The sequence below is a fragment of the Caldimonas caldifontis genome, assembly GCF_002930615.1.
GTDB classification, from domain to species: Bacteria; Pseudomonadota; Gammaproteobacteria; order Burkholderiales; family Burkholderiaceae_C; genus Caldimonas; species Caldimonas caldifontis.
The window spans coordinates 218,473-233,478 of sequence record NZ_PSNX01000001.1; the positions used below are offsets into that span (position 1 = coordinate 218,473).

Below are 15,006 nucleotides of genomic sequence, written 5' to 3' on the forward strand. Positions count from 1 at the left end.
TGTCGCCGCTCAGGGCAGCGTCAAATTCGGTCGCGCGTGGTCTGGCGGCGCGTCTGGCCGTGCAGCGAGGCGAAGTAGGCGCGCGCGTTGGCCACGTCACGGTCGATGGCGGCCTTCAGGGCCTCCAGCGTGTCGTAGCGGGCTTCGTCGCGCAGTTTGTGCAGCAGTTCCACCCGGGCGATTTTACCGTAGCCCCCCTCCAGCCCCAGGTGGGCAGGCCAGTCCAGGCAATAGACCTCCAGCAGCACCCGGCCGCTGTGGTCCACGGTCGGGCGCAGTCCCAGGCTGGCCACGCCGTCCAGCGCCTCGTCGGTCAGCCCGTAGGTGCGCACGGCAAAGATGCCCTGGGCGGCCGCCTTGGGGTGGGGAAAGCGCAGGTTGAGGGTGCGGAATCCCAGGTCGCGGCCCAGCTTGCGGCCATGCACGATGTGACCGCTCAGGCTGTAGGGGCGGCCCAGCAGGCTGGTCACGCGGTCCATGTCGCCGGCGGCCAGGGCCTCGCGCACGGCCGAGCTCGACACGCGCAGGCCATGCACCTCGTAGCTCATCATGCGCGCCACGTCGAAGCCGCGCTGGTCGCCCAGCCGGTCGAGCAGGGCATAGTCGCCGGCCCGCTTGGCGCCAAAGCGAAAGTCATCACCCACCAGCACGTACTTGGCGCCCAGGCCATGCACCAGCACCTCGTCGATGAAGGCCTCGGGCGCGAGGCTGGCCAGCCGCTGGTCGAAGGGCAGAACCACCACCTGGTCGATGCCGCAGCGCTGCAGTTCGGTGAGCTTGTCGCGCAGCGGAGCGATGCGGGCCGGGGCCATCTCAGGCTTGCCCAGCGCCTGGGCGAAGTAGTCCCGCGGATGGGGTTCGAAGGTGAGCACACAACTGGGCAGACCGCGATGCTGGGCTTCGTTGCGCAGCAGGGCCAGCATGGCCTGGTGGCCGCGGTGCACGCCGTCGAAGTTGCCGATGGTCAACGCACAGGCGGGCGCCAGACCTTGGTGATGAAAGCCGCGGAAGACACGCATGGGCGCCGATTATCCGCCGCCCGGCCCCAGGATGTCCTGCGGCCCCGCAAGCCAGCGCCACTGGCCCGGGGCGAGGTCGGCCGGGAGCGGCAGTGCACCGAACTGGCTGCGGTGCAGGTGTGCCACATGGTTGCCGGTGGCCGCCACCATGCGCTTGACCTGGTGGTACTTGCCCTCGGTCAGCGTGAGGCGCAGCGAGCGCTCGCCGGTGGCTTCGCAGGCCGCCGCACGCACGGGCCTGGGGTCGTCATGCAGCACCACGCCGCCGAGCAACTGGGCCACCTGCCCGGGCGTCACCGGGTCGGCGGTGAGGGCCTCATAGACCTTGGGCACATGCTTCTTCGGCGAGGTGAGGCGGTGGATCAGCGCGCCGTCATCGGTGAGCAGCAGCAGGCCGGTGGTGTCCTGGTCGAGCCGGCCCACGGCCTGCACGCCGCGGGTGCGCAAAGGGCCGGGCAGCAAGGTCATCACGCTGGGCCAGGCCGAGGGTTTCTGAGAACACTCGTAGCCGGCCGGCTTGTGCAGCATCACCAGCGCCTTGGCATGGAAGGGCCAGTCCTGGCCTTCCAGGTTGAACACCAGGCCTTGTGTGTCGACCGCTTCGCCCGGGTCATCGCAGACCTGCCCCGCGATGCGGACCTCACCCGAGAGGATGAGGGCGTCGCAATGCCGGCGGGTCCCGAAACCCTGGCTGAAGAGCACGTCGCGCAATCGCATGATGAGAGGAATGCTGGAAACAGGACAGCCGCCCGTAGGCGGCTGGCCGGTGCCCAGTGTAGCCTCGCGATCAGGCGAACACGCCGGCGGTGTCTTGCATGCGCTCGGACACCTCGCCCAGATGGTGCAGGGTGTCGCCGAAGCTCAGCTCCAGGCAGGTGAGGTGCTTGAAGTAGTGGCCCGCGATGTATTCGTCGGTCACGCCGATGCCACCGTGCAGCTGGATGGACTGCTGGCCCACGTAGCGCATCGACTGGCCGAGTTGCACCTTCGCCTGCGAGATGGCACGGCGACGCAACTCATGGGGCTCGCCCAGCTTGAGCGTGGCGTAGTAGCTCATCGAGCGCGCGAGTTCCAGCTGCATCTTCATGTCGGCCACGCGGTGGCGCAGGGCCTGGAAGGTGCCGATGGGCACGCCAAACTGCTTGCGGGTGTTGAGGTAGTCCACCGTGATCGCAAAGAGCTGGTCCATCGCCCCCACGGCCTGGGCGCACTGGGCGGCGATGGCCACATCGACCATGGCTTCCAGGGCCTTGAGACCGTCGGCCGGGCCAGCCAGCAAGGTGGCTGGCGAGTCGGAGAAGCTGACCTCGGCAGCGCGGCTGCCATCCTGGAGTGCGTAGCCGCGGGTGGCCACGCCGGCGGCGCCGCGTTCCACCAGGAAGAGCGCAATGCCCTGGGCCTCGTCGTCGGCACCCGAGACGCGGGCGGGCACGAGGAAGGCGTCAGCCTGGTCGCCCACCGGCACCACGCTCTTGGCACCATTCACGCGCCATTGGCCCTTCGACTCGGTCGCGCGCGTCTTCACATGGCGCAGCACATGGCGGGCCTCGCGTTCCTGGTGGGCCAGCACCACGAGGGCCGAGCCTTCGGCGATGCGCGGCAGCCAGGCCGACTGCACCTCGGCACTGCCATAGGCCGCCAGGCCGCTCGTGGCGACCAGCGAGACGGCCGCGTAAGGCTCGAGCACGATGCCGCGCCCCAGCTCCTCCATCACCACCATGGCTTCCACCGGGCCGAAACCCATGCCGCCGTGCGCCTCAGGGACCGCCAGTCCCATCAGACCCAGCTCGGCCATCTCGCCCCAGGCGTCGCGGGAGAAGCCCCCCGACTTGACGATGTTGCGGCGGCGCTCGAAATCGTAAGCCTTGGACACCCACTTCTTGACGGCATCGCGCAGCTGTTCCTGGTCGTCGGAAAAATCGAAGTCCATCTCACACCCCCAGGGTCATCTGCGCCACGATGTTGCGCTGCACTTCGTTGGAGCCGCCGTAGATCGTGGTCTTGCGCATGTTGAAGTAGGTCGAGGCCAGCGGCGCGCAGTGCATCGCGCCGACGTAGTCACCCTGCCAGCCGGCTTCCATGGCCTCGTAGATGAAGGGCAGGGCGTAGGGGCCTGCGGCGAGCATCATCAGCTCGGTGTAGCGCTGCTGGATCTCGGAGCCGCGGATCTTCAGCAGCGCCGCCACGTCCAGCGCCTTCTTGCCGCCGCGCTCGGCCGACAGCACGCGCAGCACCATCATCTCGAGAGCGACGATGTCCACCTCGAGCTGGGCGATCTGGTCGCGGAAGCGCAGGTCGTCGATGAGCGGGCGGCCACCGGAGCGCTCGGCCTTGGCGATGCGTTTGAGCCGCTCCAGCTCACGCTTGGCGCGGTTGACGTCGGCGATGTTGGTGCGCTCATGGGCCAGGAGGTACTTGGCATAGGTCCAGCCTTTGTTCTCCTCGCCCACGAGGTTTTCGGCCGGCACCTCGACGTTGTCGAAGAAGACCTCGTTGACCTCGTGCTCGCCATCCAGGGTGATGATGGGGCGCACGGTGATGCCAGGCGACTTCATGTCGATCAGCAGGAAGCTGATGCCCGTCTGCGGCTTGCCCGAGGTGTCGGTGCGCACCAGGCAGAAGATCCAGTCGCCATACTGGCCGAGGGTGGTCCAGGTCTTCTGGCCGTTGACGATGTATTTGTCGCCCTTGCGCTCGGCGCGGGTCTTCAGCGAGGCCAGGTCCGAGCCGGAGCCGGGCTCCGAATAGCCCTGGCTCCACCACACCTCGCCGCTCATGATGCCGGGCAGGAAGCGCCGATGCTGCTCGGGAGTGCCGAAAGCCATGATCACGGGAGCCACCATCACCGGGCCGAAGGGCACGATGCGCGGTGCGCCGGCCAGGGCGCACTCTTCTTCAAAGAGATGCTTCTGGACGGCATTCCAGCCGGGGCCACCGAACTCCTTGGGCCAGCCATAGCCGTGCCAGCCCTTTTTGCCGAGGATGCGGGCCCAGCGCTGCAAATCGTCTTTGGTGAGCCGCAGGTCGTTGTGGACCTTGTGGGCGATGTCCTGGGGCAGGTGGGCCCGCACCCAGGTTCTCACCTCGTCGCGGAAGGCGAGCTCTTCCGCCGTGAAGTTCAAATCCATGGCTGTCTCCTGAAGGCGCTGCCCGCGGCAACGCGTATCGTGCCAGACAGTTTACGCACGATCGTTCGAGGCCTGCTGTCCCAGGAGCGACATCAGGGGGCGCCGACAGGGTCATTCCGCAGCGCGGGCGGACCTCAGTAGCGACGGTCGAGGACGAGCAGGTCGTTTTCCCGCTTCATCTGGAAGCGGTTCAGGAAACTGTTGCCCAGCAAGACATAGGGCATGTCGTGCGGCACGACCAGGGCCTCAACGCCGTGGACTTCCACTTCGGCGATGCGCACCGATGAGAGCGTGATGCGGTGAGCCTGGGTCGTGCCGTTGGCGGTCTGCACGCGAACGGGGCTCGCGGCACTGAGGTCCAGCCCCATGCGCTGGGCTTCGGCACGCCCCAGCGCGACCGACGTGGCTCCCGTGTCCACCAGAAACTGCGTGGCACGACCATTGATCGACCCTTGGGCGCGGAAATGCCCGCCTGAACTGACGCTCAAGACGATCCGTGAGCCACCGGACGAAGCTCCAGTCCCTCCCAGGTTCACCGGCGAAGCCCCCAGCGCCACGGTGCGCCGCTGCCCCGCCACCTCCACCACGGTGTGTGTCGGTGACACGCTCAGCACCTTGACGCCTTGCACCGTGCTGCCCGCGCCGACCGCACGTGGCGATCCTCCGTCGATCACCAGCAGGGCCTTCGAGCCCATGCTGCCGGTCATGGCGACGTTCTGGCCCCAGGCAGCCGAGGCGCTCAGGGTGGCGGCCAGCGCCGGCAGGAGGAGAGCGGCGCGGCCCATGCAGGTCAATCCCGGAAGTTGTTGAAGCTCAGGGGCACTTCGGTCACGTCCTTGCGCAGCAGGGCGATGGCCGCCTGCAGGTCGTCGCGCTTGGCACCGGTCACCCGCACCGTATCGCCCTGGATGGCGGCCTGCACCTTGAGCTTGCTGCCCTTGATGATCTGCTGGATCTTCTTGGCCAGGTCCGACTCGATGCCGGCCTTCACCTTCACCACTTGCTTGACCTTGTCGCCGCCGATCTTTTCGATCTTGGCGCTGGTGTCGAGGAAGCGCACGTCCACATTGCGCTTGGCCAGCTTGCTGGTGAGGATGTCCATCACCTGACCGATCTGGAAGTCGCTGTCGCCGAAGAGGGTGATCTCCTTGTCCTTCAGCTCGACTTTTGCGCTGGTGCCCTTGAAGTCGAAGCGCGTGCCAATTTCCTTGGCCGACTGGTCCACGGCATTGCGGACTTCCACGAAATCGGGCTCGAGAACGGTGTCGAAACTGGGCATGGTGGGGAAGCGGCGTGCAAAGGGTGGCAATCGGGGAAAATTCTGCCATGCAAATCGAGACCGGCGTCAGCCTGAAGCCCTACAACACCTTCGCCTTGCCGGCACTGGCGCACACTTTGGTGCGCATTGCCGGCGATGCCGATGTGCGCGCCGTGCTGGACCATCCCCGCCTGGGGCCCGCCCCGAAGTTCGTCCTGGGAGGCGGCAGCAACATCGTGCTGACGCGTGATCTCACGGCGGTGGTGCTCAAGGTCGAAGTGCGTGGCCTGCGCCTGGTGCAGGAGCGCTCCGACGCCTGGATCGTCGAGGCGGGGGCGGGGGAGTCCTGGCACGACCTGGTCGCCTGGACCCTGGACCAGGGCCTGCCGGGCCTGGAAAATATGGCGCTGATCCCCGGCACGGTGGGCGCGGCGCCCGTGCAGAACATCGGCGCCTATGGCCTGGAGCTCAAGGATCGGTTCGAGTCGCTCGACGCGGTGGACCTGGTGACCGGACGCAGCGTGCGGCTCGATGCCACGATGTGCCGTTTTGGCTACCGAGACAGCATCTTCAAGCAGGCGCTGGCCGGCAAGAGCGTGATCACGCGCGTGCGACTGCGCCTGCCCCGCCCGTGGCAGCCGGTGCTGGGCTATCTCGACCTGGAGCGGCGCATGGCCGAGACCGGGATCACGTCCCCCGATGCGCGCCAGATCTTTGAGTGGGTCTGTGAGATCCGCCGCGCCAAACTCCCCGACCCGGCGGTCATCGGCAATGCGGGCAGTTTCTTCAAGAACCCGGTGGTCACCGCCGAGCAATGCCGCGACATCATCGGCCGCGACCCGGCCATCGTGCACTACCCCATGCCCGATGGCAGCTTCAAGCTGGCTGCCGGCTGGCTCATCGACGCCTGCGGCTGGAAGGGCAAGACCGTGGGCCGCGCCGGTGTCTACGAAAAGCAGGCCCTGGTGCTGGTGAACCGCGGGGGTGCCCGAGGCGCCGAGGTCGTGACCTTGGCGCGGGCCATCCAGGAAAGCGTCTACGGGCGCTTTGGCATCCGCCTGGAGCCGGAGCCGGTGGTGGTATGAGGTCTGACGCCCTCAGCCAAAGTGGCAGATGTAGTGGTAGGGCGCACCCTCCACCCGGATCTGGAAGCTGGCGTTGCCCGGCACCGGGAAGGACTGGCCGGCCTCGAAGCGCTGCCATTCGGAGTGACCCGGCAGCAGCACTTCGCAGGCACCGGCCACGGTCTCCATCACTTCCGGCGCACCGGTGTTGAAGGTGAGCGTGGCGGGCAGGATGACGCCCACACTCTTGCGCGTGCCGTCGGCCAGGGTGACGGTGTGCGACACGCATTTGCCGTCGAAATAGACATTGGCCTGGGTGCTGACGGAAACGTTGGCGATCTGGGACGTCATGATGGCAAGCAGTTGGGAGAGGGGAAAGTTCAATGGTAGCGAGTCCGGGGCGTCCCTCTCCCGAGGGATGGTGCCGCTGCGATCAGCGTGGAACACTCTCTTCCACGCCTCAGGCAACAGATTCCTCGGGAGCGGTCAGAAGAACGGGGCGGACCCTGGAAGGATCCAGGGTCCAGTCAGGGAGGTGACCGCCTTCCCGGGGGCCCGTCGCTGCACGGTGATCAAGGGGTGGTCGTTGCGTCACCGCCGGTGAGCAGCGGGATGCTGCCGTCCGAACTGGTGCCGAGCAGGCCGGTGCGGGAGTAGATGCCCAGCTTGTCGCGCGTGTCGGCGATGTCGAGGTTGCGCATCGTGAGCTGACCGATGCGGTCGGCCGGTGTGAAGGGCGCGTCTTCCACTTTTTCCATCGACAGTCGCTCCGGCGCGTAGGTGAGGTTGGGGCTCACCGTGTCGAGAATGGAGTAGTCGTTGCCGCGGCGCAGTTCCAGCGTCACCTCGCCGGTGATGGCGCGCGCCACCCAGCGCTGGGCGGTCTCGCGCAGCATCAGGCACTGCGGGTCGAACCAGCGGCCCTGGTAGAGCAGCCGGCCCAGGCGCAGGCCGTTGATGCGGTATTGCTCGATGGTGTCCTCGTTGTGGATGCCGGTCACCAGGCGTTCGTAGGCAATATGCAGCAGCGCCATGCCGGGGGCCTCGTAGATGCCGCGGCTCTTGGCCTCGATGATGCGGTTCTCGATCTGGTCGCACATGCCCAGACCATGCCGACCACCGATGGCATTGGCTTCGGCGAAGAGCTCGACGGCACTGGCGAAGCTGCGGCCGTTCAGGGCCACCGGCACGCCATCCTCGAAGCGCACCGTCACGGTCTCGGGCTTGATCACCACGTCCTCGCGCCAGAAGGCCACGCCCATGATCGGGTTGACGATGTTGATGCCCTTGTTGAGAAACTCCAGATCCTTCGCCTCATGGGTGGCGCCCAGCATGTTCGAGTCGGTCGAGTAGGCCTTCTCGACGCTCATCTTGTAGTCGAAGCCGTTGGCAATGAGGTACTCGCTCATCTCCTTGCGCCCGCCCAGCTCGTCGATGAAGGCCTGGTCGAGCCAGGGCTTGTAGATCCTCAGTGCCGGGTTGGCCAGCAGGCCGTAGCGGTAGAAGCGCTCGATGTCGTTGCCCTTGAACGTGGAGCCGTCACCCCAGATGTTCACGCCGTCCTCGCGCATGGCCACCACGAGGGCGGTGCCGGTGACGGCGCGGCCCAGCGGCGTGGTGTTGAAGTAGGTCGCGCCCCCGCTCTTGATGTGGAAGGCGCCGCACTGGATGGCGGCGATCCCTTCGGCCACCAGCTGCGCGCGGCAGTCCACCAGGCGGGCAATCTCGGCGCCATAGGCCTTGGCCTTGCGGGGGATTTCCTCGTAGTCGGACTCGTCGGGCTGGCCCAGGTTGGCGGTGTACGCGCAGGGAATGGCGCCCTTGCCGCGCATCCAGTGGACCGCAGCGCTGGTGTCCAGGCCACCGGAAAAGGCGATGCCGACGCGCTCGCCGACGGGGAGTTTTTGCAGGATGGTCGCTGCCACGGGAGGTCTCCAGGAAAACCCCGTGATTCTAGGCGCCCTGCCGCGGCGGGCTGCCACAATGCCTGCATGGCTGACCTGTTTGCCTCGACCAACCCCGCCGATGACGCCCCGCTGGCCGAGCGGCTGCGCCCGCGCACGCTCGACGACGTGATCGGCCAGGCCCACCTGCTGGGCGAGGGCAAGCCGCTGCGCGTGGCTTTCGAGTCAGGCCGGCCCCACTCGATGATCCTGTGGGGTCCGCCTGGGGTGGGCAAAACCACGCTGGCACGGCTGATGGCCGATGCCTTCGATGCCCAGTTCCTGCAGATCTCGGCCGTGCTGGGGGGCGTGAAGGACATCCGCGAGGCGGTGGAGCAGGCCCAGGTGGCCAGGAGTCAGGGGCGGCGCACGATCGTGTTCGTGGACGAGGTGCACCGCTTCAACAAGGCGCAGCAGGACGCCTTCCTGCCGCACGTGGAGTCGGGCCTGTTCACCTTCATCGGGGCCACCACCGAAAACCCGTCCTTCGAGGTCAACTCGGCCTTGCTCTCGCGTGCCACGGTGCACGTGCTGCAGGCCCTGGGCGACGACGACATGGTGGCGCTGCTGGAGAAGGCCCAGGCCCTGCTGCAGGCCCCGGGGCTCACCGCGGCGGCGCGCACGCGACTCATCGCCTATGCCGACGGCGACGCGCGCCGGCTGCTCAACACCTACGAGAACCTCGCGCGGGTGGCCCAGCCCCAGGGGCTGGCGGAGATGGACGAGGCCCTGCTCGAACGCGCGCTGGGTGAGCAACTGCGCCGCTATGACAAGGGGGGCGAGCAGTTCTACGACACCATCTCGGCGCTGCACAAGTCGGTACGGGGCTCCGATCCTGATGCGTCCCTCTACTGGTTCGTGCGCATGCTCGATGGCGGCGTGGACGCCCGCTACATCGCGCGCCGCCTCGTGCGCATGGCCAGTGAAGACATCGGCCTGGCCGACCCGCGTGCGTTGCGCCTCACGCTCGATGCGGCCGAGACCTACGAGCGCCTGGGGTCGCCCGAGGGGGAACTCGCCCTCGCGCAGGCGGTGGTCTATCTCGCCGTGGCACCGAAGTCGAACGCGGTCTACACGGCCTACAAGGCGGCGCGGGCCTTCGTGAAGCAGGACGGCACGCGGCCGGTGCCCTTGCATCTGCGCAATGCACCGACGCGACTGATGAAGGATCTGGGCTACGGCCAGGACTACCGCTATGCCCATGACGAGGAAGGCGGCTACGCCGCTGGCGAGCGCTACTTCCCGGATGCGGTCGAGCCCCCGCGCTTTTACCAACCCGTGAACCGGGGGCTCGAGATCCGGATCGGTGAAAAACTCCAGGAACTGCGCCAAAAGGACGAACAGTCGCGCAAAAGACGATGATTTTTCGGAATCTTCGTTGGAATGACGGTGTTTGAAGGGAAAACCCCGAAGATTTCACCATCCAGCGCCTCGATACAATCCGCGCCACTTTGAAGCCGACCGCAGGCGGGGGCGGGTTGTCCCCTCATGGTCGGCTTCGCTTTAGCGCCTAGAGTCGTCGCGACGGGCGCGGGGAGGCTGTGGCATGGCCCGGAACTTGCGAGCCCCGCGCGCTTGTTGCGCCCGACCGGGCGCCTTCCTGTTTTCGTCGGAGACCGACTGATGGACATCTTCATACAACAGGTCATCAACGGCCTGGTGCTGGGCAGCATGTACGCGCTGGTGGCACTGGGCTACACGATGGTCTACGGCATCATCAGCCTCATCAACTTCGCCCACGGCGAGGTGCTGATGGTGGGAGCGATCACCAGCTGGATGATCATCACCCATCTGCAGGAGTCGGCGCCGGGCCTGCCGGGCTGGGCGATGCTGCTGATCGGTCTGCTGTGCGCCATCGTGGTGTGCGCCACGCTGAACTTCACCATCGAGAAGGTGGCCTATCGGCCGCTGCGCGGACAGCCGAGACTGGCGCCCCTCATCACCGCCATCGGCATGTCCATCCTGCTCCAGACGCTGGCGATGATCATCTGGAAGCCCAATCCCAAACCCTATCCGCAGTTGCTGCCCACCGAGACCATTCCCATCGGCGGGGCGGTCATCACGGTCACGCAGATCGTGATCCTGAGCAGTACCGTGATCCTGCTGGCTGCACTGCTGTGGCTGGTAAATCGCACCAAGCTCGGCCGGGCGATGCGTGCGACCGCCGAGAACCCGCGCGTGGCCAGCCTGATGGGCGTCAAGCCTGACATGGTCATCTCGGCCACCTTCATCATCGGCGCCGTGCTCGCGGCGGTGGCTGGCGTGATGTGGGCCTCGAACTACGGCACGGTTCAACACACCATGGGCTTCCTGCCCGGCCTCAAGGCCTTCACGGCGGCGGTGTTCGGCGGCATCGGCAACCTGACCGGCGCAATGGTGGGGGGCGTGCTGCTGGGGCTGATCGAGGCCATCGGCGCGGGCTATCTGGGCGCGCTGACGGGCGGCGTGCTGGGCAGTCACTATTCGGACATCTTCGCCTTCATCGTGCTCATCCTCGTGCTGACGCTGCGCCCGTCGGGTCTGCTGGGCGAGCGTGTGGCCGATCGCGCCTGAGGCTGCTGGAGACAACACCATGACGCAACGCAACAAGCTCATCGTGATGATCCTGGCCGGTCTGGGCCTGCTCATCCTTCCGCACTTTGCGCTGTACTTCGGACAGGGCTGGGTGCGCATCATCGACCTGGCCCTGCTCTACGTGCTGCTGGCCCTGGGCCTGAACATCGTGGTGGGCTACGCCGGTCTGCTCGACCTGGGCTATGTGGCCTTCTACGCGGTGGGGGCCTACATGATGGCCCTGCTGGCCTCGCCCCACCTGTGGGATACGTTTCCAGCGATTGCCGCGATGTTCCCCAATGGTCTGCACACGCCGATCTGGGTCGTGGTTCCGCTGGCCGCCGGGCTGGCAGCCATCGCGGGGGTGATCCTGGGCACGCCGGTGCTGCGCCTGCGCGGGGACTATCTCGCCATCGTGACACTGGGCTTCGGCGAGATCATCCGTGTGTTCATGAACAACCTGGAACACCCGGTCAACATCACCAATGGACCGCGGGGTCTGAGCGGCATCGACTCGATGAACATCTTCGGGTTCGACTTCGGCAAGGCGCAGATCCTGACGATCGGCGACTGGACCTATCGCATGCCGCCGGTGGTGCTGTATTACTACCTGTTCCTCCTCCTGGTGGTGGCCAGCATCGTGATCTGCCATCGCCTGGAGAACTCCCGCATCGGACGGGCCTGGATGGCCGTTCGAGAGGATGACGTGGCCGCCAAGGCCATGGGCATCAACGTGCGCAACATGAAGCTGCTGGCCTTCGCCATGGGCGCGACCTTCGGCGGCGTGGCCGGCGCGATGTTCGCCTCCTTCCAGGGCTTCATCTCGCCCGAGTCTTTCGGCCTGATGGAGTCCATCATGCTGGTGGCCATGGTGGTGCTGGGCGGGCTGGGCCACCTGCCTGGCGTGATCCTGGGGGCGCTGCTCCTGGCCGCCCTGCCCGAGGTGCTGCGCTACGTGGCGGGCCCCTTGCAGAACATGACCGGCGGGCGGCTGGATGCCGCCATCCTGCGCCAGCTGCTCATTGCCCTGGCGATGATCACCATCATGCTGATCCGGCCGCGCGGCCTGTGGCCGGCCCGCGAGCACGGCAAGGCGGCACCCAGCCCCGTGACGAAGTGAGGAGATGCACGACATGAGCACTGATATCGTCCTCAAGGTCCAGGGTGTGTCCAAGCGTTTCGGTGGCCTGCAGGCCCTGTCCGACGTGGGCATCGAAATCCATCGCGGTCAGGTCTACGGACTGATCGGCCCGAACGGCGCTGGCAAGACCACCTTCTTCAACGTGCTGACGGGGTTGTACACGCCGGACTCGGGCAGCTTCGAGCTCGAGGGCAAGCCCTACAAACCCACGGCCGTGCATGAGGTGGCCAAGGCCGGCATCGCGCGCACCTTCCAGAACATCCGTCTGTTTGCCGAGATGACGGCGGTCGAGAACGTCATGGTGGGGCGGCATGTGCGCACGGGCACGGGTGTGCTGGGCGCCGTGTTCCGAACCAAGGGCTTCAAGGCCGAGGAAAAAGCCATCCGTGACCGCGCGATGGAACTGCTTGCCTACGTGGGCATCGAGAAGTACGCCGATTTCCGTGCCCGCACGCTCAGCTATGGCGACCAGCGCCGCCTGGAGATCGCCCGCGCACTGGCGACCGACCCGAAGCTGATCGCCCTGGACGAGCCCGCGGCCGGCATGAACGCCACCGAGAAGGTCGTGCTGCGCGAGCTCATCGACCGCATCCGCAACGACGGGCGTACGATCTTGCTGATCGAGCACGACGTGAAGCTCGTCATGGGGCTGTGCGACCGCGTGACCGTGCTCGATTACGGCAAGCAGATCGCCGAAGGCACCCCCTACGAGGTGCAGCGCAACGAGAAGGTGATCGAGGCCTATCTCGGCGCCGGACACACGGCCCATTGAACCTCACGCACGCGGAGCCAGTACACATGAGTCAAACGATGCTGAAGATCAGCGGGCTGCGGGTGGCCTACGGGGGCATCCAGGCCGTCAAGGGCGCCTCGCTCGAGGTGCGCCAGGGCGAGCTCGTCAGCCTGATCGGCGCCAACGGCGCCGGCAAGACCACCACGCTGAAGGCCATCACGGGCACCCAGCCCGTGGCCGAGGGCGACATCGAGTACCAGGGCAAGTCCATTCGCGGACAGGGAGCCTGGGACCTGGTGAAGCAAGGTCTGGTCATGGTGCCCGAGGGACGGGGCACCTTCACCCGCATGAGCATCACCGAGAACCTGCTGATGGGGGCTTTCACCCGCAATGACAAGGAGATCGATGCCGATGTCGAGAAGGTGTTTGCCCTCTTTCCGCGGCTGAAAGAGCGTAGGAACCAGCTTGCCGGCACGATGTCAGGCGGCGAACAGCAGATGCTGGCCATGGGCCGGGCGTTGATGGCGCGTCCGAAGGTGCTGTTGCTGGACGAGCCGTCGATGGGCCTGTCGCCCATCATGGTCGACAAGATCTTCGAGGTGGTGGACGACATCCACAAGCAGGGCGTGACCGTGCTGCTGGTCGAGCAGAACGCCAGCCGGGCTCTGCAACTGGCCAACCGCGGCTACGTGATGGAGTCGGGTGAAATCACCATGGAAGGCGAGGCCAAGGCTTTGCTGAACGACCCCAAGGTCCGCGCCGCCTACCTGGGCGAATGAGGCCTGCGCCGCGGCCTGGCGTGAAAGCCTCCACGGTGACAAGGCTTGTGCCGCGGGTTTCCTCGGTGCGCGTGTCGCACGCATGATGGCACCATCGCGCCGCTGCGCCAAAAGCGCATGACCGAGGAGATGTGATGTTGAGACGTTCCTTGATCACCGGGGCGCTGGGTGTGTGCCTGGCCCTGGCCACGCAGGCCCAGACCGGTCAACCCGTGCGTGTGGGCCTGATCGCGCCGCTGACCGGCGGCTCGGCCGATTTCGGCAACAGCGTGCGCTATGGCGCCGAGTTGGCGGTGAAGGAGATCAACGAGGTGGGCGGCTTCCTGGGGCGCCCGCTCGAACTCGTGATCCGCGATGACAAGGCGGTGCCCGACGAGGGGCGCCGCGTGTCGGAAGACCTTGTGCTGAAAGAGAAGGTCGATTTCACGATCGGATTTTGCAACACCGGCGTGGCCATGCGCTCGCTCGATGTGTTCCAGGACAACAAGCACCTGCTGATGGTGCCTTGCTCGCAGGGCACGGCGGTCACCACGAAGTACCCGCCGGCGCAAAGCTACATCTTTCGGGTGGCCCCGCCGGACATCCTCAACGCCCGCTTCCTGGTGAGCGAGATCGTCGATCGGCGCAAGCTGCGGCGGGTGGCCATCCTGGCGGACCGTACGGGCTATGGCGAGGGTGGCGTGAAGGACATCAGCGACGAGCTGGCCAAACGCAATCTCCAGCCGGTGTACGTGGGCCGCTTCGATCTGGGCGTGAAGACGCTGGTCGAGGAGATGCGAGCCGCCCAGTCCGCCTCGGCGGAGGCACTCGTTGTTTACACCGTGGGGCCGGAACAGGCCGCCGCAGTGCGCAGCCGCGCTGAATTGCGCTGGCAGGTGCCCTATTTCGCACCCTGGCCGCTGTCCTTCCGCAGTGTGCTGGAACTGGCGGGGCCCGAGGCGCTGGAGGGGACGATGATGACGCAGACCATCATCCAGGACCTTGCCAATGAGCGCCGCGTATCCTTCCTGGCGAGCTATTTCCGCCACTCGAAGGAAAAGCGCATCGGTTCGCTGATGGCGGCCGCCCAGTCCTACGACGCGGTTTACCTGATGCTGAGGGCCCTGTTCCAGACCAAGGGCGACGTGTCGGGCGATGCGCTGAAGAAGGCCCTGGAGAACTTCGACCGTCCGCATCGGGGCGTGGTCACCACCTATGGAGAACCGTTCAGCGCCACCGATCACGACGCCTTCTCGGTGAACATGATCTGGCTGGGCGTGTGGCGTCGTGGCGAAATCCAGTTTTACTACCCGGAGGACGCGAAGCGGTCCGCGTTCATCCGTCGCAAGGAGCCTTGATCCGATTGCGAAGGGGCTGTCCAAGAAGGCGCAAAAGACGGCGTGTGCCGG

15 protein-coding genes are annotated in these 15,006 nt (G+C 66.4%); 7 read left to right on the top strand and 8 right to left on the bottom strand.

Annotation, left to right across the window (positions count from 1 at the left end):
* Nucleotides 1-20: 20 nt before the first annotated feature.
* The 6 genes from C1704_RS01035 to C1704_RS01060 form a co-directional block, all read right to left on the bottom strand.
* Nucleotides 21-1,019, bottom strand: coding sequence for a bifunctional riboflavin kinase/FAD synthetase (locus C1704_RS01035; RefSeq protein ID WP_104300102.1), 999 nt, complete (start codon nucleotides 1,017-1,019; stop codon nucleotides 21-23).
* Between the two features lie 9 nt (nucleotides 1,020-1,028).
* Nucleotides 1,029-1,736 (bottom strand): 16S rRNA pseudouridine(516) synthase, encoded by a 708-nt coding sequence (locus tag C1704_RS01040; RefSeq protein WP_104300104.1) that lies wholly within the window; start codon nucleotides 1,734-1,736, stop codon nucleotides 1,029-1,031.
* A 70-nt stretch (nucleotides 1,737-1,806) separates the two neighbouring features.
* Nucleotides 1,807-2,949 (bottom strand): acyl-CoA dehydrogenase family protein, encoded by a 1,143-nt coding sequence (locus C1704_RS01045; protein ID WP_104300106.1) that lies wholly within the window; start codon nucleotides 2,947-2,949, stop codon nucleotides 1,807-1,809.
* 1 nt (nucleotide 2,950) lies between these two features.
* Nucleotides 2,951-4,147 (bottom strand): acyl-CoA dehydrogenase family protein, encoded by a 1,197-nt coding sequence (locus tag C1704_RS01050; protein ID WP_104300108.1) that lies wholly within the window; start codon nucleotides 4,145-4,147, stop codon nucleotides 2,951-2,953.
* A gap of 134 nt (nucleotides 4,148-4,281) precedes the next feature.
* A complete protein-coding gene (locus C1704_RS01055; RefSeq protein WP_104300110.1) occupies nucleotides 4,282-4,932 on the bottom strand; it encodes a retropepsin-like aspartic protease family protein in 651 nt (216 codons plus the stop codon).
* 5 nt (nucleotides 4,933-4,937) lie between these two features.
* Nucleotides 4,938-5,426, bottom strand: a complete 489-nt coding sequence (locus C1704_RS01060; protein WP_104300112.1) for a YajQ family cyclic di-GMP-binding protein — start codon at nucleotides 5,424-5,426, stop codon at nucleotides 4,938-4,940.
* Nucleotides 5,427-5,473: 47 nt separating this feature from the next.
* Here C1704_RS01060 and murB point away from each other — a divergent pair, with 47 nt between their 5' ends.
* Nucleotides 5,474-6,490 (top strand): UDP-N-acetylmuramate dehydrogenase, encoded by a 1,017-nt coding sequence (gene murB / locus C1704_RS01065; RefSeq protein ID WP_104300114.1) that lies wholly within the window; start codon nucleotides 5,474-5,476, stop codon nucleotides 6,488-6,490.
* Nucleotides 6,491-6,502: 12 nt separating this feature from the next.
* On the opposite strand, the gene ppnP is transcribed toward murB, so the two are convergent.
* Both ppnP and argG read right to left on the bottom strand, forming a co-directional pair.
* A complete protein-coding gene (gene ppnP / locus C1704_RS01070) occupies nucleotides 6,503-6,820 on the bottom strand; it encodes a pyrimidine/purine nucleoside phosphorylase (RefSeq protein WP_104300116.1) in 318 nt (105 codons plus the stop codon).
* Between the two features lie 221 nt (nucleotides 6,821-7,041).
* Entirely contained in the window at nucleotides 7,042-8,394 is a 1,353-nt protein-coding gene (gene argG, locus C1704_RS01075; protein WP_104300118.1) for an argininosuccinate synthase, read from the bottom strand.
* 66 nt (nucleotides 8,395-8,460) lie between these two features.
* Here argG and C1704_RS01080 point away from each other — a divergent pair, with 66 nt between their 5' ends.
* From C1704_RS01080 to C1704_RS01105, 6 genes are all read left to right on the top strand, one after another.
* Entirely contained in the window at nucleotides 8,461-9,774 is a 1,314-nt protein-coding gene (locus C1704_RS01080; RefSeq protein WP_104300120.1) for a replication-associated recombination protein A, read from the top strand.
* A gap of 261 nt (nucleotides 9,775-10,035) precedes the next feature.
* Nucleotides 10,036-10,965, top strand: coding sequence for a branched-chain amino acid ABC transporter permease (locus C1704_RS01085; RefSeq protein WP_104300122.1), 930 nt, complete (start codon nucleotides 10,036-10,038; stop codon nucleotides 10,963-10,965).
* Nucleotides 10,966-10,984: 19 nt separating this feature from the next.
* Nucleotides 10,985-12,085, top strand: coding sequence for a branched-chain amino acid ABC transporter permease (locus C1704_RS01090; protein ID WP_104300124.1), 1,101 nt, complete (start codon nucleotides 10,985-10,987; stop codon nucleotides 12,083-12,085).
* A 13-nt stretch (nucleotides 12,086-12,098) separates the two neighbouring features.
* Nucleotides 12,099-12,878, top strand: coding sequence for an ABC transporter ATP-binding protein (locus tag C1704_RS01095; protein WP_104300353.1), 780 nt, complete (start codon nucleotides 12,099-12,101; stop codon nucleotides 12,876-12,878).
* Nucleotides 12,879-12,904: 26 nt separating this feature from the next.
* Nucleotides 12,905-13,618: an ABC transporter ATP-binding protein gene (locus tag C1704_RS01100; RefSeq protein ID WP_211286780.1), complete on the top strand. Its 714-nt coding sequence runs from the start codon at nucleotides 12,905-12,907 to the stop codon at nucleotides 13,616-13,618.
* A gap of 134 nt (nucleotides 13,619-13,752) precedes the next feature.
* On the top strand, nucleotides 13,753-14,955 hold the full coding sequence (locus C1704_RS01105; protein WP_104300128.1) for an ABC transporter substrate-binding protein: 1,203 nt from the start codon (nucleotides 13,753-13,755) through the stop codon (nucleotides 14,953-14,955).
* Nucleotides 14,956-15,006: the final 51 nt, after the last annotated feature.

Coding starts and splice junctions, on each gene's coding strand:
- C1704_RS01035 (WP_104300102.1), bottom strand. CDS start 1,019: ATGCGTGTCTTCCGCGGCTTTCATCACCAAGGTCTGGCGCCCGCCTGT.
- C1704_RS01040 (WP_104300104.1), bottom strand. CDS start 1,736: ATGCGATTGCGCGACGTGCTCTTCAGCCAGGGTTTCGGGACCCGCCGG.
- C1704_RS01045 (WP_104300106.1), bottom strand. CDS start 2,949: ATGGACTTCGATTTTTCCGACGACCAGGAACAGCTGCGCGATGCCGTC.
- C1704_RS01050 (WP_104300108.1), bottom strand. CDS start 4,147: ATGGATTTGAACTTCACGGCGGAAGAGCTCGCCTTCCGCGACGAGGTG.
- C1704_RS01055 (WP_104300110.1), bottom strand. CDS start 4,932: ATGGGCCGCGCCGCTCTCCTCCTGCCGGCGCTGGCCGCCACCCTGAGC.
- C1704_RS01060 (WP_104300112.1), bottom strand. CDS start 5,426: ATGCCCAGTTTCGACACCGTTCTCGAGCCCGATTTCGTGGAAGTCCGC.
- murB (WP_104300114.1), top strand. CDS start 5,474: ATGCAAATCGAGACCGGCGTCAGCCTGAAGCCCTACAACACCTTCGCC.
- ppnP (WP_104300116.1), bottom strand. CDS start 6,820: ATGACGTCCCAGATCGCCAACGTTTCCGTCAGCACCCAGGCCAATGTC.
- C1704_RS01080 (WP_104300120.1), top strand. CDS start 8,461: ATGGCTGACCTGTTTGCCTCGACCAACCCCGCCGATGACGCCCCGCTG.
- C1704_RS01085 (WP_104300122.1), top strand. CDS start 10,036: ATGGACATCTTCATACAACAGGTCATCAACGGCCTGGTGCTGGGCAGC.
- C1704_RS01090 (WP_104300124.1), top strand. CDS start 10,985: ATGACGCAACGCAACAAGCTCATCGTGATGATCCTGGCCGGTCTGGGC.
- C1704_RS01095 (WP_104300353.1), top strand. CDS start 12,099: ATGAGCACTGATATCGTCCTCAAGGTCCAGGGTGTGTCCAAGCGTTTC.
- C1704_RS01100 (WP_211286780.1), top strand. CDS start 12,905: ATGAGTCAAACGATGCTGAAGATCAGCGGGCTGCGGGTGGCCTACGGG.
- C1704_RS01105 (WP_104300128.1), top strand. CDS start 13,753: ATGTTGAGACGTTCCTTGATCACCGGGGCGCTGGGTGTGTGCCTGGCC.